Origin of the sequence: Rhodococcus antarcticus (assembly GCF_026153295.1) — a bacterium.
GTDB lineage: Bacteria > Actinomycetota > Actinomycetes > Mycobacteriales > Mycobacteriaceae > Rhodococcus_D > Rhodococcus_D antarcticus.
The window spans coordinates 1,031,108-1,052,302 of the sequence record NZ_CP110615.1; the positions used below are offsets into that span (position 1 = coordinate 1,031,108).

Genomic DNA, 21,195 nt, shown 5'->3' on the forward strand with positions numbered 1-21,195 from the left:
GTGCTCCCGCCCTGGCACCGGCGTCAGCGTCCGCCGCGCGGTGCCCTCGCGGGCCTCGGCCACCACCTCACGGCGCCACCCGGCGGACGCGGGTGGGGCGGGCGGGCACCGCGGCCGGGTGCAGCACCGCCGCGACCGCCTCCACGCCGTCGACCAGCCGGGGTCCGGGCCGCACCACCAGGCCGTCCCCGTCCACGGCCCACACCGGAACGCCGGGCAGTGCGTCGACCACCGCACGGGCCTGCTCGGCGGCCCCGTCCAGCCCGTAGCCGCAGGGTGCCACCAGCACCACGTCCGGCTCGAGCGCCGCCATGGCCGTCCAGGTGGTCGGGACGGAGCGCTGCCCCGGACGGCCCCCCACCGGCTCGCCGCCGGCAGCGGTGACCATGTCCGGCACCCAGTGCCCGGCCCCGAACGGGGGGTCCACCCACTCCACCACCAGCACCCGTGGCCGGGGCCGCCCCGCCACGGCCAGCCGGACCCGCTCCAGGCGCGCGCGCAGCCCGTCCACCACCTCCGCCGCCCGGCCTGCGACCCCGGTCCGCTCACCGACAGCGGTGATCGTGGCGAGCACGTCCGCCAGGGTGTGCGGGTCCAGGGTGAGGACGTCGGCGGTGCTGCCCAGGTGCGCGAGCGCGTCCGCGACCCGGTCCCCGGGCAGGGCGCAGACCCGGCAGAGGTCCTGGGTGAGCACGAGGTCCGGGTCGAGCCCGCGCAGGGCGTCGGTGTGCAGGGTGTAGAGGTCCTGCCCGGCGGCGACCCGCCCGCGGACCGCGGCGTCGACCTCCCCGGGCGTCATGGTCGTGGTGTCCAGCCCGCCGACCACGACGGTGGCGCTGGTGCGGGCCGAGGGCGGTTCGTCGCACTCGAACGTGACCCCCACCAGCTGGTCGCCCAGGCCGAGGGTGTGGACGATCTCGGTGGCCGAGGGCAGCAGGCTCACGATGCGCACACCGGCGAACCTAGCCCGGGATAGTGTCGGGACCCGGGCCGCCGGCCCGGGTCGGAGGGGCCGGGGGTGTTCGGTGGGCGGCACGCATCCGGGCGGGGCGGAGACCGCGCGGCTCAACCTCGCCCGGCAGCGGGAGCTCTACGGCGAGGTCCTCGCTGACCGGGTTCGCCGGCTCCTGGTGGCCTTCGACCTCTCGCAGACCCAGCTGGCCTCCGTGGTCGGGATCAGCCCCACGATGCTCAGCCAGGTGGTCAACGGGCGACGGCAGAAGATCGCGAACCCCGCGGTGCTGGCGCGGATGACGCTGCTGGAGCGGCGCGCGGTCGGGGCGGACGCGGGCCGGCGTGCCGCGGTGCTCGAGGAGGTGCGGGCCACGTCCGTCCCGGAGGCGGTGGAGCAGGCCGGCGACGCCGACCGGGTCGTCGTCTCGGCGCTGCGCGCCGAGCTCGCCGGAGAGGACCTGCAGGCGTGCGCGGAGGCGGTGCGGCCGCTCAGCCCCGCGCTGGCCGAGCTGCTGGAGCAGGCAGCACGCTGACCTGCGGGGAGACGGGGCGGCAGGCCGGGGGCCTGCTAATCTGGGCGACGGTGCTCCTGCAGTCCGTGGCGGCGGCACCGAACGTCCCGCGGTCAACCGACCGCCCCGGGAACCGTGCGCACGCGCCCGTCGTCCCGTCCAGCACGGTCGTCACCACCAGGAGAACACGCACGTGGCTCTGAGCACCGAGGACAAGAAGTCCATCCTCAGCGAGTACGGCCTGCACGAGTCCGACACCGGGTCCCCCGAGGCCCAGGTGGCGATGCTGACCAAGCGCATCCGCGACCTCACCGAGCACCTCAAGGAGCACAAGCACGACCACCACTCCCGCCGCGGCCTGCTGCTGCTGGTGGGGCGTCGTCGTCGCCTGCTCAAGTACGTCGCCAAGGTCGACATCGGTCGCTACCGCTCGCTGATCGAGCGGCTCGGCCTGCGTCGCTGACGCACCGGAGGGAGGGTGACCCCAGGGTCACCCTCCCTCCACTGCTCTTCCGAACACCCGCACCACCAGCACCACCCACGGGGCACGAGTCCCCGGCTCCGCCGCGAGGTCGGCGCGGAGACGGTCCTCGGTAGTGGCCCCCGGCACGGCCCGCGACGGGCCCCGGACGCCGGGAGCCTCGATCGAGAACCGCCCCCCTGCCGCAACCCCGCGCGACGGCGCAGCTCGGCCAGGTCCGGCCCGCACGAGGGCCCGGCACCCCGAGCGCCCGCGGAGTGCGCACCAAAGACGAGAGGAAGCACATGAGCGACACCACCCAGGCGCAGCCGTCCGAGGACGGCGTGCACGAGAGCACCGCCACGATCGACAACGGGCGCTTCGGCACCCGGACCATCCGCTTCGAGACCGGCCGGCTGGCCCAGCAGGCCAACGGCGCCGTCGTGGCGTACCTGGACGAGGAGACGATGCTCCTCTCGGCCACCAGCGCCAGCAAGCGTCCCAAGGACCACCTGGACTTCTTCCCCCTCACGATCGACGTCGAGGAGCGGATGTACGCCGCGGGCCGCATCCCGGGCTCGTTCTTCCGTCGCGAGGGTCGCCCCTCCACCGACGCGATCCTCACCTGCCGCCTCATCGACCGGCCGCTGCGCCCGACCTTCGTCGCCGGGCTGCGCAACGAGATCCAGGTCGTCATCACCGTGATGAGCCTGAACCCGAACGACATCTACGACGTGGTGGCCATCAACGCGGCCTCCGCGTCCACCCAGATCGCCGGGCTGCCGTTCTCGGGCCCCGTCGGCGGCGTCCGCGTGGCCCTGATCGACGGCCAGTGGGTCGGGTTCCCCACCGTGGAGCAGCTCGAGGGTGCGGTGTTCGACATGGTCGTCGCCGGCCGCATCGTCTCCGGGTCCGGTGACACCGCCGACGTCGCGATCATGATGGTCGAGGCCGAGGCCACCACCAGCGTCGTGGAGAAGGTCGCCGCCGGCGCCCAGGCCCCCACCGAGGAGATCGTCGCGCAGGGCATCGAGGCGGCCAAGCCGTTCATCGCGCGGCTGTGCACCGCCCAGCAGGAGCTCGCCGCCAAGGCCGCGAAGCCCACCGGCGAGTTCACCCTGTACCCGCCCTACGCCGACGACGCGTTCGCCGCCGTCGAGGCCGCGGGCTCCACGGACCTGGCCGCCGCGCTCACGATTGTCGGCAAGTCCGAGCGCGAGGACCGCCTCGACGAGGTCAAGGCCGAGGTCCTGGCCAAGGTCGCGTCCGAGCTCGCCGGGCGTGAGTCCGAGATCGGCGCGGCGTTCCGCTCGCTGACCAAGAAGCTGGTGCGCCAGCGCATCCTGCGAGACCAGGTCCGGATCGACGGTCGCGGCATCACCGACATCCGCTCGCTCTCCGCCGAGGTCGCCCTCGTCCCGCGGGCGCACGGCTCGGCGCTGTTCGAGCGTGGCGAGACCCAGATCCTGGGCGTCACCACCCTCGACATGCTCAAGCTGGAGCAGCAGATCGACTCGCTCGGGCCCGAGAAGACCAAGCGCTACATGCACCACTACAACTTCCCGCCGTACTCCACCGGTGAGACCGGCCGCGTGGGTTCGCCCAAGCGCCGCGAGATCGGCCACGGCGCGCTGGCCGAGCGGGCCCTGCTGCCCGTGCTGCCCAGCCGCGAGGAGTTCCCCTACGCCATCCGGCAGGTCTCCGAGGCGCTGAGCTCCAACGGCTCCACCTCGATGGGCTCGGTGTGCGCCTCCACCATGTCGCTGCTGAACGCCGGTGTGCCGCTCAAGGCCCCCGTCGCCGGCATCGCCATGGGCCTGGTCAGCGACCAGGTGGACGGGGAGACCCGCTACGTGGCCATCACCGACATCCTCGGGGCCGAGGACGCCTTCGGCGACATGGACTTCAAGGTCGCCGGCACCAAGGACTTCGTGACGGCGCTGCAGCTGGACACCAAGCTCGACGGCATCCCGTCCGAGGTGCTCGCGGCCGCCCTGACCCAGGCCCGCAACGCCCGCACCACCATCCTCGAGGTCATGGCCGAGGCCATCGACGCCCCGGACGAGATGAGCGAGTTCGCCCCGCGGATCACGGCCATCAAGGTGCCGACCGACAAGATCGGGGAGGTCATCGGGCCCAAGGGCAAGATGATCAACTCGATCACCGAGGCGACCGGGGCCTCCATCTCGATCGAGGACGACGGCACGGTCTACGTGGGGGCGGCCGACGGCCCGTCCGCGCAGGCGGCGATCGACATGATCAACGCGATCGCCAACCCGCAGCTGCCCAAGGTGGGCGAGCGGTTCCTCGGCACGGTGGTGAAGACGACCGCGTTCGGCGCGTTCGTCTCGCTGCTGCCCGGGCGTGACGGCCTCGTGCACATCTCCAAGCTGGGCCAGGGCAAGCGGATCGACAAGGTGGAGGACGTGGTGAGCATCGGCTCCAAGCTCCGCGTCGAGATCGCCGACATCGACAACCGCGGCAAGATCAGCCTCATCCCGGTGGCGGAGAACGCCCCCGACGCCGAGGCCGTGCCGGCCTCCTGAGCGAGCCGACCTGATCGCCCGACCCATCCGCCGCGGCGGCCCCCGGAGCTCCGGTGGCCGCCGCGTCGGCGTCGCGCACCTCCGTGCTGCCGCTGGTCGGACCCACCACCGAACGAGGAGAACCCTTGGCCGCGAACCCCGTCCGCCGCACCGTCCTGCCCGGTGGGCTGCGCGTGGTCACCGAGCGGGTGGCGGGGGTGCGCTCGGCCTCGGTGGGCATCTGGGTGGGGGTGGGCTCCCGCGACGAGCAGCCGTCGGTGGCCGGCGCCGCGCACTTCCTGGAGCACCTGCTGTTCAAGGGCACCCCCACCCACAGCGCACTGGAGATCGCCGAGTCCGTGGACGCCGTCGGCGGTGAGCTCAACGCATTCACGGCCAAGGAGCACACCTGCTTCTACGCCCACGTGCTCGACGAGGACCTGGCGCTGGCCGTGGACATGGTCAGCGACGTGGTGCTTCGTGGCACCTGCACCCGCGAGGACGTGGAGATCGAGCGGGGGGTGGTGCTCGAGGAGATCGCGATGCGCGACGACGACCCCGAGGACCTGCTGCAGGACGTGTTCGGTACCGCGCTGTTCGGCGACCACCCGCTGGGACGGCCCATCATCGGCAGCGTCGAGTCCGTCGAGGCGATGACCCGCGCGCAGCTGCACTCGTTCCACCGGCGCCGGTACACCCCCGAGCGGATGGTGGTGGCGGCCGCGGGGAACGTCGACCACGACGACGTGGTCCGCCTGGTGCGCGCCGCGTTCGCGGGGCACCTCGACCGCGCCGTCGACCCGGAGCCGCCCCGCACCGGCGTGGCCCGGCTGCCCGGCCGTCCCGGGCTCAGCGTGCTCGAGCGCGACAGCGAGCAGGCGCACGTGATCCTCGGGATGCGCTCCATCGACCGGCACGACCCGCAGCGGTGGGCGCTCTCGGTGCTCAACGCGGCCGTCGGCGGGGGGATGAGCTCACGGCTGTTCCAGCAGGTGCGCGAGGAGCGGGGCCTGGCCTACTCGGTGTACTCCGGGCTGGAGAGCCACGCGGACGCCGGCGTGTTCTCCGTCTACGCCGGCTGCCAGCCCGAGAACCTGGGCGAGGTTCTCACCGTGGTCGAGGAGGTGCTCGGCGACGTGGCCGCCGACGGGCTCACCGAGGCAGAGGTGACCCGCGGCAAGGGTCAGCTGCGCGGCACGCTCGTGCTGGGCCTGGAGGACTCCGCGTCCCGGATGAGCCGGCTCGGCCGCAGCGAGCTGAGCTTCGGCGCGCACCTGGACGTGGACCAGACCCTGGCCCGGATCGACACCGTCACCGCGGAGCAGGTGCGGGCGGTGGCGGCCACCGTGCTGCGACGCCCGCGCGGCGTCGCGGTGGTGGGCCCGTACGCTCACGCCCGCGACCTGCCCGCCCCGGTGCGCGACGCCGTGCGGGCGGGTGGGCCGCGGTCCGGACGGGCCGGAGCGGCGTGAGGTGGACTGTAGCGAGGGAGTGGTGACGGTGACGGGACCAGAGGTCGAGCCCATCCGGGTGGGCGTGCTCGGCGGGCGCGGCAAGGTCGGTGAGCAGGTGTGCCGGGCGGTGGACGAGGCCGAGGACCTCGACCTGGTGGCCGTGGTGGACGCGGGCGACTGGCTGTTCAACGTGGCCGACGCGGGTGCCCAGGTGGTGGTGGACTTCACCCACCCCGACGTGGTGCTGGACAACGTCCGGTTCTGCATCGACCAGGGCATCCACGCCGTGGTCGGCACCACCGGCTGGGACGCGCCCAAGTTCGACCAGGTGCGGGCGTGGTTGGAGCCCAAGCCGGACCTGGGTGTCCTCGTGGCCCCGAACTTCGCCATCGGCGCGGTGCTGAGCATGCGCTTCGCCGCGATGGCCGCCCGGTTCTACGAGTCCGTGGAGATCGTGGAGCTGCACCACCCGGCCAAGGCCGACGCCCCCTCCGGCACCGCGGCCCGCACCGCGGAGCTGGTGGCGGCCGCGCGCGCCGAGGCAGGGATGGCCCCACCGCCGGACGCCACCACCAGCGAGCTCGACGGTGCACGGGGTGCGCTCGTGCACGGGGTGCACGTGCACTCGGTGCGCCTGGCCGGTCTGGTGGCGCACCAGGAGGTGCTGATGGGCACGCAGGGGGAGACCCTGACCATCCGGCACGACTCGATCGACCGCAGCTCCTTCGTCCCCGGCGTGCTGCTGGGCGTGCGGGAGATCTCCGGCCGCCCCGGGCTCACCGTGGGCCTGGAACACCTGCTCGACCTGTGAGGCCCGTCGTCGTGGGCGCGCACGCATGAGGTCGCGGACGATCGCGCTGGCCATCAGCGCGGCCACCCTGTTCTACATCCTGTTCCTGGGCTACATCGGGTTCGTGCTCATCCGGGCCGGCGGGGTCGGACCCGTCGGGCTGGGGATCGGTGTGGTGCTGCTGGTTCCCCTGGGCCTGTGGGTGCTGGGCTCGACGCTGCGGGCGGGGATGCGCCACCAGCACCTGGCGCGCCGGCTGCACGAGGAGGACCTGCTGCCGGACACCTCGGAGCTTCCGCGCCGGCCGTCCGGGCGCATCGACCGCGAGGCCGCCGACGCCTGGTTCGAGCAGCGGCGGGTGGAGTACGAGGCCGACCCGGACAACTGGCGCACCGTGTACCGGCTGGCCATCGGCTACGACACCGCCGGCGACCGCAGCCGGGCCCGGGAGACCATGAAGCGTGCGGTGGCACTGGAGGCCGTGGAGGCAGCGAAGCCGTGAGCGTCCTGCTGGTGGTGCACCACACGCCGTCGCCGGCCACCCGGGAGCTGCTGGAGGCGGTGCTGGCCGGCGCTCGCGACCCCGAGATCACCGGGGTGGACGTGCACGTGGTGCCGGCGCTCGGGGCGACGGTGCCGGACGTGCTCGCCGCCGACGGGTACCTGTTCGGCACGCCCGCGAACTTCGGCTACATGTCCGGGGCGCTCAAGCACTTCTTCGACACCGTGTACTACCCGTGCCTGGACGCGGTCGAGGGCCGGCCGTTCGGCGTCTGGGTGCACGGCGGGGACGACGCCACGGGCGCGGTGCGCTCGGTGCAGAAGCTCACCACCGGCATGGGGCTGACCTCCGTGGCTGCCCCGCTGGAGCTCGCCGGCGCCCCGGACGCCGCCGCGCGCGCGGCCTGCCGCGAGCTCGGGGCCGTGGTGGCCGCATCCCTGCTCTGAGGGTCGGCGGTCACGGCGTCCTCACCGGCGTTGCGGGCGTCGCGCCAGGCCAGCAGCGCCTTCAGGGCGGCGAGGTCGTAGTCCGGCCCGCCCGTCCCGGTGGTGAACAAGGTGACGCCCGCGTCGGCGAGGGCGTCGATCCCGTCCAGGCCGTCCGGGGCCTCGGCGGAGTGCTCGATCCCCCCGGGGTCGCGCCCGACCGCGGCGCAGTGCTCGGCCAGGACCGCCGACTTGCGCGCGAGGGTCTCCGCGTCGCCGAAGCAGTGCCACACGTGCGCGTGCTCGGCCACCAGCCGCAGCGTCTTCCTCTCACCGCCGCCGCCGATGAGCACGGGGATCTCCCGCGTCGGCGCCGGGTTGAGCACGGCGAGGCGGTCCCGCACCCGCACCAGGTTCTCGCCGAGCAGCCGCAGCCGGGAGCCGGCGGTACCGAAGTCGTACCCGTAGGCGTCATAGTCCTTCTCGAACCAGCCCCCGCCGACGCCGAGCACGAGCCGCCCGCCGGAGATGTGGTCCACGGTGCGGGCCATGTCCGCGAGCAGGTCCGGGTTGCGGTACCCGCCGCCGGAGACCAGCGCGCCGAGCTCCACCCGCTCGGTCTGCTCGGCCCACGCCGCGAGCATCGTCCAGCACTCGAAGTGCGCGCCGTCGGGATCGCCGTAGAGGGGGAAGAAGTGGTCCCAGTTCATCACCAGGTCCACGCCCAGCTCCTCCGAGCGCAGCACGGCGTCGCGGATCTGGGCGTAGGTGGCGTGCTGGGGCTGCAGCTGGACGGCAACGCGGATCGGACGGGGCACGGCTCTCCCGGGGGTGTGGACGGCACGGCTGGACGACGGTGTCCCGGTCAGTCTCGTGGCCGCGCGCGGACTACCGCCAGTGCACGTCCGTCGAGCCCGTGAGCCGCAGCTCACGCAGGACGTGGGCACCGTGCTGCGAGGTGCGCACCGTGCCGTCGAGGTGCCAGCCGTGACGGGGGAAGAAGCGCAGCGACGCCTCGTCCGCGTCGGCGACCCACACCTGGGCCCGCTCGGCACCGCCCTGGCGCAGCAGGTGGGCCACCGTCCCCAGCAGTCGTCCGCCGTGACCACGGCGGCCCCAGCGGGGTGCCACCAGCAGCGTCGCCACCTCGGCACCGGTGCCCGCGGCGAACCCGGTGACCTCGACGCCCTCGGTGGCGACCAGCAGGTGTGCGTCGCCGTCGGACCCGATGGCCTGGGCCCAGGCCTCGGTGGTGGCGGAGAGGTCGAGGGAGTCGACGACCTCGGGCGGGAGGAAGGCGGCGTAGGCCGTGCGCCAGACGTCGAGCTGGACGGCCGCCATCGCCGCGGCGTCGGTGAGCGTGGCCGCGCGCACCGCAGCGTCGGCCACTACAGGTCCGCCGTCAGCATTGGGCACCAGCGCTGAGGGAGGTCGGCGGGATCGGGACCGGGGCCGCCAGGGAGGCGGTCCCGCGGGCCCTGGCCACCAGGGCAAGCAGCAGCACGGGCAGCAGCGCGGGACGGGGGCTCATCGACCGTCAGGGTGCCACAGCTGCTGATCCGGTCGTGGTGGCCTGGCAGGGTGAACCCCGTGGCCACCTCGCTGACGATGACGGCTGCCGCGGCCCGTCGCACGGCCCTCGCCGCCCAGGGCTTCGCCGACCCGCGGCCCGCCGGGCCGGTGACCCGGCGGCACCTGCAGCGGGTGCTGTCCCGGGTGCAGCTGCTGCAGCTCGACTCGGTGTCGGTGGCCGTCCGTGCGCACTACGCGCCGGTGTTCAGCCGCCTCGGGCCCTACGACCGTGCCCTGCTCGACGAGGCGTCCTGGCAGCACACCGCACGCCGTCCGCGGCTGCTCGCCGAGTACTGGGCGCACGAGGCGGCGCTCGTGCCCGTCGCGGACTGGCCGCTGCTGCGCTGGCGGATGCGGGCTCGCGAGGAGCTGGGCTGGCGGGCGCACAGCCAGGCGGTGGAGCGCAGCCCGCAGCTGGTGGACGACGTGCTCGCCGCCGTCACCGCGCTCGGACCGTCCACGGCGGGGGAGCTGGAGCGCGCGCTGGAGGTCGGCCGGTCCGGCCCGTCCGGGTCGGCGAGGGGCCCCTGGTGGGACCGCACCGACACCAAGGTCGTCTGCGAGCACCTGTTCGCCACCGGCGTCCTCACCGCGGCCACCCGGGTGGGGTTCCAGCGCCACTACGACCTGACCGAACGGACCCTGCCGGCGGAGGTGGTGGCTCGGCGGGTCGACGACGACGAGGCCGTGCGCTCCCTGGTCGCCCAGGCCGCCGTGGCCCTGGGGGTGGCCACCGAGCCTGATCTGCGCGACTACTACCGCCTGCCCCCGGCGCGCAGCCGGCCCGCCGTGGCCGAGCTCGTCGAGGCCGGGGTGCTGCTGCCCGTCGCGGTGCAGGGCTGGTCGGCCCCGGCCTACCGGCACCGCGACGCCCGCACGCCGCGCCGGGTCGAGGGTGCGGCCCTGCTCTGCCCGTTCGACCCGCTGGTGTTCTGCCGCCCGCGCACCGAGCGGGTGTTCGGCTTCCGGTACCGCCTGGAGATCTACACCCCGCAGGCCCAGCGGCAGTTCGGTTACTACGTGTTCCCGTTCCTGCTCGACGGGGAGCTCGCGGCCCGGGTGGACCTCAAGGCCGACCGGGTGGCGGGGCTGCTGAGGGTGCCGGGCGCGTTCGCCGAGCGCGGGCCGGACCTCTCCCGCGCGGTCCGGGGGTCGCTGGCGCAGAGGCTGGCCGCGAGCCTGGCGGAGATGGCGCGGTGGCTCGGGCTCGACGGGGTGGCGGTGGGGGAGCGGGGAGACCTCGCCGTGGCCCTCAGCTCGGCAGTGCGGGCCGCCTGAGCGCCGGGGCCGGACGCGCAGCGGCGTCCGCGCCGGCACTCCGTGCGGGCACCACGCGGCTGCGCAGCTCGCGCCACTCGTCGTCCAGCACGGCGAAGACCAGCTCGTCACCCCAGGCACCCTTGAACCACTCGTGGTGCACGAGGTGCGCCTCCTGCCGCAGGCCCAGGCGTGCCAACAGCCGGGCCGAAGCCGTGTTGCGGGCGTCGCAGCGCCCGGACACCCGGTGCAGGCCCACCGGCCCCGTGGCCAGGTCCAGCAGTGCTGTGGTCGCCTCGGCCGCCACGCCGTGGCCGTGCACGCGGGGGTGGAAGGCGAACCCGATCTCGCCCTGGCGGTGCTCGGCGCTCGTCCACGCCAGCGAGACGTCGCCGACGACGCGGCCGTCCAGCTCCGCGGCCAGCACGAGGGTGTCCCCGGGCTCGACGAGCCGGTCCAGGACCATGCGACGGCGGAGCAGGTCGGCCGTGCCGCGGCGGTCGAGGACCTCGGCGTCGAGGTACCGCACGACCTCGGGCCGGCTGCGGTAGGCGTGCAGGTCCTCGAGGTCCCCCACGGCGAACGGGCGCAGCAGCAGGCGCGGGGTGCGCAGGCGGATCCCGGAGCTCACCGGCCCGAGTGTGTCAGGCGCGGGTGAGAGCCCGACCCGGCCCGAGTACGGCTCAGGCGTGCGCGGCGTGCACCACCACGTCACCGGAGCCGGTGCGGGCACGCACCCGGGCGGTGCCCGCGGTGGGGTCCTCGACCTCGGCCAGCACCGGCAGCTCGCTGCGTGCCCGGCCGGACCCGGAGCGCACGTCGAGCTCGGCCAGCACCCCGGCGGCGATGCCCAGGCGCAGCGAGCCGGACCCGGTGAGCACGTCGATCTCCCCGGTCACGGCGTCCACCGCGACGTGGCCGGACCCGGTGCGGACCTGACCCACGCCGGCGAGGTGCCCCGCGTGGACGTCGCCCGACCCGGTGCGCACCTGCGCACCGGCGGTGACGTCACCCACGCTGACGCTGCCCGAGCCCGTGCCGACGTCGAGGGAGGACACGGTGCCGGTGACCCGGACCGGCGCCGACCCCGAGCGCACCAGGACGCGGCTGCCGGACGGCGCGGCGACGGTGATCTCCACCGGCACCGAGCGGGCGGGCCCGGAGCGGGGGCTGCGCACCACCAGCCGGCGGCGCTCGCCGGAGCCGTCGACGGTGATCTCCTCGAGGGCCTGCCGGGCGAGCGCGTCGTCGGTGGATCCCTCGCCCTGCGGGCCGCCGAGAGCAGCGAGCACGTCGGCGAAGCCGCGCCGCCACCCGCCGCGCCCCGTGCGGACGGTGACCTCCAGGGCGGTGGCCCCCGGGCTGAGGTCCACCCGCACCGAGCCCGCGCCGATGTGCAGCTCCACCTCGGCGGGACCGTCCACCGGCCAGCTCTCCGTGCGGGGCTCGGCCGCGACCGGATCGGCGGCGCTCATCCCTTGACCCACCCGCGCAGCGAGCCGCCGCCGTCGGTGTCCGGACGCGAACGGGCACCGGGCTCGCGCAGCGCTCCCTGGACGGCCTGGGAGAGCCAGGAGTTCAGCGACACGCCCTCCCGGTTCGCGGCCTCCTCGGCCCTGGCCTTGACCTGCTCGACCACGCGGAGCGTCACCCGGCTGATGTCGCCGGTCACGTCCTCGACGCTGCGCGGTCCGGGGGCCGCGGCGGGCTCCGCACCGGCGGCGTCGCCGGTGACGACCACCCGCACGTCGCGGCCGTCCAGGCGCACCTCGACCACCCGGTCACCCAGTGCGGCGGTGATCTCGGCGGAGAGGTCGGAGAGCGCGGTCATGAGGGTGAGACGAAGGGCGGGCTCGACCGAGGTGGCCAGGGCGGCGGCGGTGCGGCGGGTCTGCTCGTCACCCAGCGCGGCAGCCGCCGTGAGGTCGTCCCGGAGGGAGTCGGTGTACGTGGTGAGGTCCATGACGTCATCATGGCACCATGCGTGACGTCTGTCGAGGCGGCGGCGACGTCGTCGCGGCGGTCGGATCGGCGCGGACCACCACGTCGGGCCGGTCGGGTGGGCGTCGCCCGATAAGGTCGAGGGTGTTCGTCAGCGAGCCCCGTCCGTCGTCAGCCCCGCACGAGGAGGTCCTGCCCGTGCCCCGGACGCCGGCGAGCCAGGTGCACCAGCTGCGGGTGCAGCTGGTGGCGCGCACGGAGTTCCTGCCGCCGGCCGACGTCCCGTGGAGCACCGACGCCGAGGGTGGCCAGGCGCTGGCCGAGTTCGCCGGGCGCGCCTGCTACCAGAGCTGGTCCAAGCCCAGGCCGAGCACCGCCACCAACGCGGCGTTCCTGCGCCACGTGCTGCAGGTCGGCCACCTCTCCGTGCTCGAGCACGGCACGGCCACCCTGTACCTGCGCGGGGTCTCCCGTGCCGTGGCGCACGAGGTGCTGCGGCACCGGCACTTCTCCACCTCCGAGCTCTCCCCCCGGCACGTGCCGACCGACGGTGCCCCCGTGGTGGTCCCGGCGGTGGTGGCGCAGGACCCGGCGGCGGCCGAGCTGTTCCTGCGCGCCGCCACCGCCGCCCGCGCGGCGCACGACGAGCTGCTCACGGCGCTGGAGGCGGGTCGGAGCGGGGGGGCTGCGTCGGCCGGCCCGGAGCTCGCGGCGGAGACCCTGCGGCACAAGCAGGCCCGCCAGGCCGCCCTCGCGCTGCTGCCCGGCGCCACCGAGACCCAGCTCGTCGTGACGGGGAACTACCGGGCGTGGCGGCACTTCGTCGCCGCACGGGCGACCGACCTGGTGGACCTCGAGGTGCGCGCGCTCGCCGTGGCGTGCCTGCGCCAGCTCCAGTCCGCCGCCCCGCACGTGTTCTCCGACTTCGAGGTCGGCGAGCTGGTCGACGGCACCGAGGTGGCCTCGAGCCCGTACGTCACGGAGGCGTGAGCGACCATGGACGACGCACGCCCGAGCACGGGAGGAGACCGGATGGACACGCCGTACGAGGACCTGCTGGCCGACGTCATGGCCACCGGGACCCACAAGTCCGACCGCACCGGGACCGGGACCCGCAGCGTCTTCGGCCGCCAGCTGCGCTTCGACCTGTCCGCCGGCTTCCCGCTGGTCACCACCAAGCGGGTGCACCTCCGGTCGGTGGTCGGCGAGCTGCTGTGGTTCCTGCGCGGGGAGTCCAACGTGTCCTGGCTGCGGGAGAACGGCGTGCGGATCTGGGACGAGTGGGCCGACGCCGACGGTGAGCTCGGCCCGGTCTACGGGGTGCAGTGGCGCAGCTGGCCCACGCCGGACGGGCAGCACGTGGACCAGGTGGCCCAGGTGCTGGAGTCGCTGCGGACCAACCCGGACTCGCGCCGGCACGTGGTCTCGGCCTGGAACGTCGCCGACCTCGGCGCGATGGCCCTGCCGCCCTGCCACCTGCTGTTCCAGTTCTACGTGGCCGACGGGAAGCTGTCCTGCCAGCTCTACCAGCGCAGCGCCGACCTGTTCCTGGGCGTGCCGTTCAACATCGCCAGCTACTCCCTGCTCACGCACATGGTGGCCCAGCAGCTCGACCTGGAGGTGGGGGACTTCGTGTGGACCGGCGGTGACTGCCACGTCTACGACAACCACGTGGAGCAGGTCACCACCCAGCTCGCCCGGCAGCCGTACCCGCGGCCGCGCCTGGAGCTGCGCCGGGCGGCCTCGCTGTTCGACTACACCCTCGACGACGTCTCCGTGGTCGACTACCGCCACCACCCCACCATCGCCGCGCCCGTCGCGGTCTGACGCTGCGGAGCCCCCGTGACCACTGCCGCCCGGCGCGAGCGTGCCGCCCTCGCCGTCCTGGTCACCGCGACCGGGCCCGAGGCCCCCACCCTCTGCGGGGACTGGACCACCCGCGACCTGCTCGCGCACCTCGTGCTCCGGGAGACCCGTCTCGACGCGGCCCCCGGAATCGCGGTCCCCCCGTTCGCCGGCTGGACCTCGCGGGTGCAGGCCGGCATCGCCGCGCGGGACTGGTCGACGCTGGTGGCCGACCTGCGCGACGGGCCGCCGTGGTGGTCGCCGTTCCGGCTGCTCGACCCCCTGGTCAACGGCGCCGAGCTGTTCGTGCACCACGAGGACGTCCGCCGCGCGCAGCCCGGCTGGGAGCCCCGGCTGCTGCCCGCGGCCCAGCAGGACGCGCTGTGGAAGCAGGCGCGGCTGGTGGCGCGGCTGGGCTACCGGCACAGCCCCGTGGGGGTCGTGCTGCGCCGGACGTCGGGCGCCACCAGCACGGCCAGGCGCGGCCCGCGCCCGGTCACCCTCGTCGGCGAGCCCGCCGAGCTGCTGCTGCACGCCTTCGGTCGCGACGAGGTGCGGATCGACGGCCGGGGGGACGCGGCCGACGTCGCCGCGGTGCTCGCCCTCGACCGCAGCTTCTGAGCCGCGCCGGGACCTTCCGACGGGTCGGGTAGGTTCCCGGGACATGACGACGACCGCCCCCAGTGCCGCCCCCGGGCGGCCGTTCGGGCGGGTGCTCACCGCCATGGTCACGCCGTTCGACGTGGACGGCGGCCTCGACCTGGACGCCGGGGTGGCCCTGGCCGTGCACCTGGTGGAGCAGGGCTGCGACGGGCTCGTCCTGGCCGGGACCACGGGGGAGTCCCCGACGACCACCGACGCGGAGAAGATCGACCTGCTCCGGGCGGTGCTCGATGCCGTGCCCGCCGGCACCACGGTCGTCGCTGGAGCGGGAACCAACGACACGGCGCGCTCCGTGGTCCAGGCCCGGGCCGCGGCCGAGGCCGGCGCCCACGGGCTCCTCGTGGTCACCCCGTACTACTCCAGGCCGTCGCAGGCCGGGCTGCTCGCGCACTTCCGCACCGTCGCGGACGCCACCGACCTGCCCGTGATGCTCTACGACATCCCGCCGCGCTCGGTGGTGCCCATCGCCCCGGACACGCTACGACGCCTCGCCGAGCACCCCACCATCCTCGCGGTGAAGGACGCCAAGGGTGACTTCGCGGCCGGGGCCACGCTCATCGCGGAGACGGGCCTGGCCTGGTACTCCGGGGACGACCCGGTGAACCTGCCCTGGCTGTCGGTCGGCGCGGTGGGCATGGTCAGCGTGGTCAGCCACCTCGCCGCGGCGCCGCTGCGCGCGATGGTCGACGCCTTCGAGGCCGGCGACGTCGCCACGGCCACCCGGATCAACGCCGAGGTGCTCGCGCTGTGTGACGCGATGGCGCCGCTCGGTGGCGTGGCGTTCAGCAAGGCGGCCCTAGGGCTCGTCGGTCACGGCGTGGGCGAGCCGCGGCTGCCGGTCGTGGCCCCGGACCCCGCGGAGCTCGCCACCCTGGCGGCCGCGCTGCGGGCCAGCGGTCACCTGCCCACCTGACGCCCACGCGGGACCCCGGCCGCCCGGGCTCCCCCCGCCGCTGCGGCGCGTCGTCGTGGTCGCGCCCCTCGCACGGCCCACACTCGACCGTGCCGGGTCCGGGTCGTGACGCATGTTCTTGCTGGGGCCCGTGGGGCACCTGGGACTAACCTGCACCCATGGCAGGCAAGGCGAGCACCCGTGGTCCCGCGAAGCGCCCGGCGCGCGGCGCCACGCGCAGCACCCCCCGTCGCGCCCCGGCCGCGGCGCCCGCGAGGACTGCGGCCACGACCTCGACGAGGGCGGCGACCCGCTCGCGCACCACCCGCACGGTGACGACCCCGCGCGAGCCCGGCCTGGCCTCGCGCGCCGTCCGCGCCTCGTGGTCGGGGGTGGCCCGCGGCGTGGGTGCCAGTGTCCGGGCCGTCGGTCGCACCCGGGAGATCGAGCCCGGTCACCGTCGCGACGGGCTCGCGCTCGGGCTGTTCGCCGGGGCCGTCCTCGTCGCTGCCGGGGTGTGGTGGAGTGCCGGGGGACCCGTGGGCTCGGCCCTGGACACCGCGCTCCGCACGGTCGTCGGGGCCCCGGCCGCCGTGCTGCCGCTGGTCCTGGTCGGTGTCGCCGTCACCCTGCTGCGCTGCGCTCCGGCACCGGAGCACCGTCCGCGCACGGTGCTCGGCAGCATGCTGCTCGGGCTCTCCGTGCTCGGCCTCTTGCACCTCGGCGCCGGCTCGCCGGACACGCTCGCCGGTCAGCAGCGCGCGGGCGGCGGGGTCGGCCACCTGGTCGGGGACCCGCTCGCCGGTGGGGTGAGCACCTGGTTGGCCGTCCCGCTGCTCGCGCTCGTCGCCGTGTTCGGGCTGCTCGTGCTCACCGGGACCACCGTGCGCGAGGTCCCCGGACGGTTGCGGTCCCTGGCCGGGGGCACCCCCGACCCGGACGAGGAGGGGGCCGACGACCTCGACCTGCTCCACGACGCGCCGGAGCTCGACGAGACCGCCGCGCCCGTCACGGAGAAGCTCCGCAAGCCCTCCCGTCGTCGCCAGGGCACCGCGGCCGAGCCGCCCGCCGAGTCCGCGACGCCGCCGACGGTCCGCGCCCGCCCGACCGTCGTCGCGGCCACCCCGCCGCCGGCCCCGGTGGCGGGTGAGCAGCTCACCCTCGACCGCGTCGTCGAGGGCGACTACGTGCTGCCGCCGGTCACGCTGCTCAAGGCGGGCGACCCGCCCAAGACCCGCAGCTCGGCCAACGACGCGATGATCGAGGCCATCACCGGGGTGCTCGAGCAGTTCGCCATCGACGCCGCCGTCACCGGGTTCACCCGTGGTCCCACCGTCACCCGCTACGAGGTGGAGCTCGGGCCCGGGGTCAAGGTCGAGAAGATCACCGCCCTGGCCCGCAACATCGCCTACGCGGTGGCCACCGACAACGTGCGCCTGCTGGCGCCGATCCCCGGCAAGTCCGCCGTCGGCATCGAGGTGCCCAACACCGACCGCGAGATGGTCCGCCTGGCCGACGTGCTGCTCGCCCCGACCGCCAAGGGCGACCACCACCCGCTCGTCATCGGTCTGGGCAAGGACATCGAGGGCAACTTCGTCACCGCCAACCTCGCCAAGATGCCGCACCTGCTGGTGGCCGGGTCCACCGGCTCGGGCAAGTCGAGCTTCGTCAACTCCATGCTGGTCAGCCTGCTGGCCCGGGCCACCCCGGACGAGGTCCGGATGATCCTCATCGACCCCAAGATGGTCGAGCTCACGCCCTACGAGGGCATCCCGCACCTCATCACGCCCATCATCACCCAGCCCAAGAAGGCCGCCGCGGCGCTGGCCTGGCTGGTGGAGGAGATGGAGCAGCGCTACCAGGACATGCAGGTCAACAAGGTCCGCCACATCGACGACTTCAACGCCAAGGTCCGCTCCGGGGAGATCACCGCCCCGCTGGGCAGCGAGCGGGTCTACAAGACCTACCCCTACATCCTGGCCATCGTCGACGAGCTGGCCGACCTCATGATGACCGCGCCGCGCGACGTCGAGGACGCCATCGTCCGCATCACCCAGAAGGCCCGTGCGGCCGGGATCCACCTGGTGCTCGCCACGCAGCGCCCCTCGGTGGACGTCGTCACCGGGCTGATCAAGACCAACGTGCCCTCGCGGCTCGCCTTCGCGACGTCCTCGCTGACCGACAGCCGGGTGATCCTCGACCAGCCGGGTGCGGAGAAGCTCATCGGCATGGGCGACGCGCTGTTCCTGCCGATGGGGGCCGGCCGTCCGGTGCGCCTGCAGGGCGCGTTCATCACCGACGAGGAGATCTCGGCGATCGTCGAGGCCGCGAAGAGCCAGGCCGAGCCGGAGTACACCGAGGGTGTCACGGTCCAGACCGCCGCGGCCGGCAAGGGCGACGTCGATCCCGACATCGGCGACGACATGGACGTGCTGCTGCAGGCCATCGAGCTCGTGGTGACCAGCCAGTTCGGCTCGACCTCGATGCTGCAGCGCAAGCTGCGCGTCGGGTTCGCGAAGGCCGGCCGCCTCATGGACCTCATGGAGAACAAGGGCGTGGTCGGCCCCAGCGAGGGTTCCAAGGCGCGCGACGTGCTGGTCAAGCCCGAGGAGCTGGACGGGCTGCTCTGGTCGGTCAAGGGCGGCGACCCGCTGGACGTCGAGGTCGACTGAGCTCCGGAGGCCGACCGGGCCGCGGCCGGGGGATCCCGTGCGTTCCGGCCGCAGGCCGTGCTCAGAGCGTGACGAGCATCCGGGTGTTGCCCAGGGTGTTCGGCTTGACGTAGCTGAGGTCGAGGAACTCGGCGACGCCGGTGTCGTAGCTGCGGCGCATCTCCTCGTACACCGCGGCGTCCACCGGGGTGCCCTCGATCTCGACGAAGCCGTGCCGGGCGAAGAACGCGGTCTCGAAGGTCAGCACGAACACCCGGTGCAGCCCCAGCGCCCGGGCCCCGTCCAGCAGCTGGGTGACCAGTGCGTGCCCGACCCCGCCGCCCAGCACCGAGGGGTCCACGGCCACGGTGCGCACCTCGCCGAGGTCGGCCCACAGCACGTGCAGCGCGCCGCAGCCCACCACCGCCTCCCCGTCCGGGTCGTGCCGCACCGCGACCCAGAACTCCTGGACCGCCTCGTACAGCGTCACCAGGTCCTTCTCCAGCAGGATCCGGCCCGCGTAGCGGTCCACCAGGTCCTTGATGCCGGGCACGTCCCGGGTGCGCGCCCTGCGCAGCTCGACGGCACCCCTGGTCACGGCGCCACGGTAGTGGCCGGGTGGGTGTGGTCGGCGAGGCGGATAGGCTGCAACGGTGTCAACGCCTGTCCGGAATCCTCGTGTGTCCCTGCTCACCATGGGCTGCGCCCGCAACGAGGTGGACTCCGAGGAGCTCGCCGGCCGCCTGGCGGAGGGCGGTTTCGAGCTCGTGGGCGACGGCGAGGACACCGACCTGGTGGTCGTGAACACCTGCGGGTTCGTCGAGCAGGCCAAGAAGGACTCGATCGACACCCTGCTCGCTGCCTCCGACACCGGCGCCAAGGTCGTGGCCGTTGGCTGCCTGGCCGAGCGCTACGGCGAGCAGCTCGCCGCCGACCTGCCCGAGGCCGACGCGGTGCTCGGCTTCGACCACTACCCCGACATGGCCGCCCGTCTGAAGGAGATCCTCGGCGGTCACGCCGTGCCCAGCCACACCCCGTCGGACCGTCGGCTGCTGCTGCCCATCTCCCCGGTGGACCGCCCGGCGGCCGCGTCGGACGTCACCGTCCCCGGCCACGCGTGGGGTCCGGCGAGCCGGGTGGTGCGACGCCGCCTGGACGACGCCCCGGTCGCCCCGCTCAAGCTGGCGTCGGGCTGCGACCGGCGCTGCTCGTTCTGCGCCATCCCCTCCTTCCGCGGCTCGTTCGTCTCGCGCAGTCCCGCCGACGTCCTGAGCGAGGCTCGCTGGCTGGCCGAGCAGGGCGTGCGGGAGCTGTACCTGGTCAGCGAGAACTCCACCTCCTACGGCAAGGACCTCGGCGACCCGACCGTCCTGGACACCCTCCTGCCCGCGCTGGCCGAGGTACCGGGCATCGACCGGGTGCGACTGAGCTACCTGCAGCCCGCCGAGACGCGACCGGCCCTGCTGGCCGCCATCGCCGGCACCGCGGGTGTCGCCGACTACTTCGACCTCTCGTTCCAGCACGCCTCCGGTGCGGTGCTGCGCCGGATGCGGCGCTTCGGCGACCGGGAGAGCTTCCTGGGCCTGTGCGAGCAGATCCGCGCGCTGAGCCCCGAGGCGGGCATCCGCACCAACGTCATCGTGGGCTTCCCCGGCGAGACCGAGGACGATCTCGTCGAGCTCGAGCAGTTCCTGATCGGGGCCCGCCTGGACGCCGTGGGGGTGTTCGGCTACTCCGACGAGGACGGCACCGAGGCCGTGGGCCTGGACGGTCACCTCGACGCGGCCGAGGTCGTCGCGCGCGTGCAGCGGATCTCGTCGCTGGTCGACGAGCTCACCAGCCAGCGCGCGGAGGACCGGATCGGCACCGAGGTCGTCGTGCTCGTGGAGGACAGCGGTGACGGCGAGATGGGCGACGGGGCCCTGGCCGAGGGCGAGGTGGGCCTGGCCACGGGTCGCGCGGCGCACCAGGCGCCCGAGGTCGACGGGGAGTGCGTGTTCACCGAGGTCGGCGAGGTGACCGTCGGCGAGATGTGGCGCTGCCGGGTGGTGGCCTCGGAGGGCGTGGACCTGGTCGTGGAGGCCCTCGAGCCGCTGGCCCGGGTCGCGGGGTGAGCACCCGGCCGGTGGGGACGCCGGTGCCCGTGGTGAACATCGCCAACGGGCTGACGATGCTGCGGCTGCTGCTGGTCCCGGTGTTCCTGGCGGCCCTGTTCGTCGACCACGGGCAGACCTCTGGATGGCGGGTCGGGGCCTTCGTGATCTTCGCCCTCGCCTCGTTCACCGACCGGGTCGACGGGGAGATCGCGCGCAAGCGGGGTCTGGTCACCGACTTCGGCAAGATCGCCGACCCGATCGCGGACAAGGCGCTGACCGGCGCCGCGCTCGTGAGCCTCAGCGTGCTGGGTGAGCTCAGCTGGTGGGTCACCGGCGTGATCGCCTTCCGCGAGCTGGGCGTGACCGTGCTGCGGTTCTGGGTGATCCGCCACGGCGTGATCCCCGCGAGCCGGGGGGGCAAGGCCAAGACGTTCGTGCAGGCCATCGCCATCGGGCTCTACGTGCTGCCGCTGCCCGACGGGGTGCACCCGGTGGCTCAGGGCGTGATGGCCCTGGCGGTCGTCCTGACCGTCGTCACCGGCGTTGACTACGTCGTCCGCGCGCTGCGGCTGCGACGGGCGGGCATGCGCGCGCAACAGGCGGCGCTGCTCGGCCGTCGCACGGTGGTGGGCGACGGGGCCGCCGGGAACTGAGCG

The 21,195-nt window shown here is 74.2% G+C and carries 22 protein-coding genes and 1 pseudogene; 15 read left to right on the forward strand and 8 right to left on the reverse strand.

The features are described from left to right. Positions 1-67: 67 nt before the first annotated feature. Entirely contained in the window at positions 68-952 is an 885-nt protein-coding gene (locus tag RHODO2019_RS05070; protein ID WP_265383919.1) for an ABC transporter substrate-binding protein, read from the reverse strand. Positions 953-1,025: 73 nt separating this feature from the next. Between RHODO2019_RS05070 and RHODO2019_RS05075 the strand changes: the two genes are divergently transcribed. From RHODO2019_RS05075 to RHODO2019_RS05105, 7 genes are all read left to right on the forward strand, one after another. Next, on the forward strand, positions 1,026-1,487 hold the full coding sequence (locus RHODO2019_RS05075) for a helix-turn-helix domain-containing protein (protein WP_265383920.1): 462 nt from the start codon (positions 1,026-1,028) through the stop codon (positions 1,485-1,487). A gap of 172 nt (positions 1,488-1,659) precedes the next feature. Continuing rightward, positions 1,660-1,929, forward strand: a complete 270-nt coding sequence (gene rpsO, locus RHODO2019_RS05080; protein WP_265383921.1) for a 30S ribosomal protein S15 — start codon at positions 1,660-1,662, stop codon at positions 1,927-1,929. A 302-nt stretch (positions 1,930-2,231) separates the two neighbouring features. Further along, positions 2,232-4,472, forward strand: a complete 2,241-nt coding sequence (locus RHODO2019_RS05085) for a polyribonucleotide nucleotidyltransferase (RefSeq protein WP_265383922.1) — start codon at positions 2,232-2,234, stop codon at positions 4,470-4,472. Positions 4,473-4,555: 83 nt separating this feature from the next. Beyond that, positions 4,556-5,923, forward strand: a complete 1,368-nt coding sequence (locus RHODO2019_RS05090) for a M16 family metallopeptidase (RefSeq protein WP_265384630.1) — start codon at positions 4,556-4,558, stop codon at positions 5,921-5,923. A gap of 28 nt (positions 5,924-5,951) precedes the next feature. Next, complete coding sequence (dapB, locus tag RHODO2019_RS05095) at positions 5,952-6,716, forward strand: 4-hydroxy-tetrahydrodipicolinate reductase (RefSeq protein ID WP_265383923.1); 765 nt, start codon at positions 5,952-5,954, stop codon at positions 6,714-6,716. 25 nt (positions 6,717-6,741) lie between these two features. Then, on the forward strand, positions 6,742-7,197 hold the full coding sequence (locus tag RHODO2019_RS05100) for a hypothetical protein (protein WP_265383924.1): 456 nt from the start codon (positions 6,742-6,744) through the stop codon (positions 7,195-7,197). Then, on the forward strand, positions 7,194-7,643 hold the full coding sequence (locus tag RHODO2019_RS05105) for a flavodoxin family protein (RefSeq protein ID WP_265383925.1): 450 nt from the start codon (positions 7,194-7,196) through the stop codon (positions 7,641-7,643). The genes RHODO2019_RS05100 and RHODO2019_RS05105 overlap by 4 nt, the downstream gene beginning before the upstream one ends. Positions 7,644-7,675: 32 nt before the next feature. Here RHODO2019_RS05105 and RHODO2019_RS05110 read toward each other — a convergent pair. Both RHODO2019_RS05110 and RHODO2019_RS05115 read right to left on the reverse strand, forming a co-directional pair. Continuing rightward, positions 7,676-8,440, reverse strand: a pseudogene (locus tag RHODO2019_RS05110) (LLM class F420-dependent oxidoreductase); the annotation flags it as partial. A gap of 70 nt (positions 8,441-8,510) precedes the next feature. Next, positions 8,511-9,011 (reverse strand): GNAT family N-acetyltransferase, encoded by a 501-nt coding sequence (locus RHODO2019_RS05115; RefSeq protein ID WP_265383926.1) that lies wholly within the window; start codon positions 9,009-9,011, stop codon positions 8,511-8,513. Between the two features lie 219 nt (positions 9,012-9,230). Here RHODO2019_RS05115 and RHODO2019_RS05120 point away from each other — a divergent pair, with 219 nt between their 5' ends. Further along, the gene (locus tag RHODO2019_RS05120) at positions 9,231-10,472 is read left to right on the forward strand and encodes a winged helix-turn-helix domain-containing protein (RefSeq protein ID WP_265384631.1); all 1,242 of its coding nucleotides are present in this window, start codon (positions 9,231-9,233) and stop codon (positions 10,470-10,472) included. Here RHODO2019_RS05120 and RHODO2019_RS05125 read toward each other — a convergent pair. From RHODO2019_RS05125 to RHODO2019_RS05135, 3 genes are read right to left on the reverse strand one after another with little or no spacing between them, the layout of a single operon-like run. Then, positions 10,447-11,082, reverse strand: coding sequence for a GNAT family N-acetyltransferase (locus RHODO2019_RS05125; protein WP_265383927.1), 636 nt, complete (start codon positions 11,080-11,082; stop codon positions 10,447-10,449). The two genes, RHODO2019_RS05120 and RHODO2019_RS05125, sit on opposite strands and share 26 nt — an antisense overlap. A 52-nt stretch (positions 11,083-11,134) precedes the next feature. Further along, a complete protein-coding gene (locus RHODO2019_RS05130) occupies positions 11,135-11,926 on the reverse strand; it encodes a DUF4097 family beta strand repeat-containing protein (RefSeq protein WP_265383928.1) in 792 nt (263 codons plus the stop codon). Beyond that, positions 11,923-12,414: a toxin-antitoxin system HicB family antitoxin gene (locus tag RHODO2019_RS05135; RefSeq protein ID WP_265383929.1), complete on the reverse strand. Its 492-nt coding sequence runs from the start codon at positions 12,412-12,414 to the stop codon at positions 11,923-11,925. The genes RHODO2019_RS05130 and RHODO2019_RS05135 overlap by 4 nt, the downstream gene beginning before the upstream one ends. Positions 12,415-12,590: 176 nt before the next feature. Between RHODO2019_RS05135 and thyX the strand changes: the two genes are divergently transcribed. Genes thyX through dapA form a run of 4 tightly spaced genes read left to right on the forward strand, consistent with a single transcriptional unit; the run spans position 12,591 to position 15,813 of the window. After that, complete coding sequence (thyX, locus tag RHODO2019_RS05140) at positions 12,591-13,382, forward strand: FAD-dependent thymidylate synthase (protein WP_265383930.1); 792 nt, start codon at positions 12,591-12,593, stop codon at positions 13,380-13,382. A 42-nt stretch (positions 13,383-13,424) separates the two neighbouring features. Beyond that, positions 13,425-14,219 (forward strand): thymidylate synthase, encoded by a 795-nt coding sequence (locus RHODO2019_RS05145; protein WP_265383931.1) that lies wholly within the window; start codon positions 13,425-13,427, stop codon positions 14,217-14,219. A gap of 15 nt (positions 14,220-14,234) precedes the next feature. Beyond that, positions 14,235-14,858: a TIGR03085 family metal-binding protein gene (locus RHODO2019_RS05150; RefSeq protein ID WP_265383932.1), complete on the forward strand. Its 624-nt coding sequence runs from the start codon at positions 14,235-14,237 to the stop codon at positions 14,856-14,858. Positions 14,859-14,901: 43 nt separating this feature from the next. Next, positions 14,902-15,813, forward strand: a complete 912-nt coding sequence (gene dapA, locus RHODO2019_RS05155) for a 4-hydroxy-tetrahydrodipicolinate synthase (protein WP_265383933.1) — start codon at positions 14,902-14,904, stop codon at positions 15,811-15,813. A 145-nt stretch (positions 15,814-15,958) separates the two neighbouring features. On the opposite strand, the gene RHODO2019_RS05160 is transcribed toward dapA, so the two are convergent. Then, positions 15,959-16,114 (reverse strand): hypothetical protein, encoded by a 156-nt coding sequence (locus tag RHODO2019_RS05160; RefSeq protein WP_265383934.1) that lies wholly within the window; start codon positions 16,112-16,114, stop codon positions 15,959-15,961. Positions 16,115-16,124: 10 nt separating this feature from the next. On the opposite strand from RHODO2019_RS05160, the gene RHODO2019_RS05165 reads away from it, so the two are divergent. After that, positions 16,125-18,464 (forward strand): FtsK/SpoIIIE family DNA translocase, encoded by a 2,340-nt coding sequence (locus tag RHODO2019_RS05165; RefSeq protein WP_265383935.1) that lies wholly within the window; start codon positions 16,125-16,127, stop codon positions 18,462-18,464. A 61-nt stretch (positions 18,465-18,525) separates the two neighbouring features. On the opposite strand, the gene RHODO2019_RS05170 is transcribed toward RHODO2019_RS05165, so the two are convergent. After that, a complete protein-coding gene (locus tag RHODO2019_RS05170; protein WP_354005593.1) occupies positions 18,526-19,020 on the reverse strand; it encodes an amino-acid N-acetyltransferase in 495 nt (164 codons plus the stop codon). A 103-nt stretch (positions 19,021-19,123) separates the two neighbouring features. Here RHODO2019_RS05170 and rimO point away from each other — a divergent pair, with 103 nt between their 5' ends. Both rimO and pgsA read left to right on the forward strand, forming a co-directional pair. Beyond that, positions 19,124-20,557: a 30S ribosomal protein S12 methylthiotransferase RimO gene (rimO, locus tag RHODO2019_RS05175; RefSeq protein ID WP_265383937.1), complete on the forward strand. Its 1,434-nt coding sequence runs from the start codon at positions 19,124-19,126 to the stop codon at positions 20,555-20,557. Further along, complete coding sequence (gene pgsA / locus RHODO2019_RS05180; RefSeq protein WP_435532180.1) at positions 20,554-21,192, forward strand: CDP-diacylglycerol--glycerol-3-phosphate 3-phosphatidyltransferase; 639 nt, start codon at positions 20,554-20,556, stop codon at positions 21,190-21,192. The genes rimO and pgsA overlap by 4 nt, the downstream gene beginning before the upstream one ends. Positions 21,193-21,195 lie beyond the last annotated feature (3 nt).

What these genes read in the sequence shown, in the direction of transcription:
- RHODO2019_RS05135 (WP_265383929.1), bottom strand. Translation starts at nt 12,414, where the DNA reads ATGGACCTCACCACGTACACCGACTCCCTCCGGGACGACCTCACGGCG.
- RHODO2019_RS05130 (WP_265383928.1), bottom strand. Translation starts at nt 11,926, where the DNA reads ATGAGCGCCGCCGATCCGGTCGCGGCCGAGCCCCGCACGGAGAGCTGG.
- RHODO2019_RS05085 (WP_265383922.1), top strand. Translation starts at nt 2,232, where the DNA reads ATGAGCGACACCACCCAGGCGCAGCCGTCCGAGGACGGCGTGCACGAG.
- dapA (WP_265383933.1), top strand. Translation starts at nt 14,902, where the DNA reads ATGACGACGACCGCCCCCAGTGCCGCCCCCGGGCGGCCGTTCGGGCGG.
- RHODO2019_RS05120 (WP_265384631.1), top strand. Translation starts at nt 9,231, where the DNA reads ATGACGGCTGCCGCGGCCCGTCGCACGGCCCTCGCCGCCCAGGGCTTC.
- RHODO2019_RS05100 (WP_265383924.1), top strand. Translation starts at nt 6,742, where the DNA reads ATGAGGTCGCGGACGATCGCGCTGGCCATCAGCGCGGCCACCCTGTTC.
- RHODO2019_RS05145 (WP_265383931.1), top strand. Translation starts at nt 13,425, where the DNA reads ATGGACACGCCGTACGAGGACCTGCTGGCCGACGTCATGGCCACCGGG.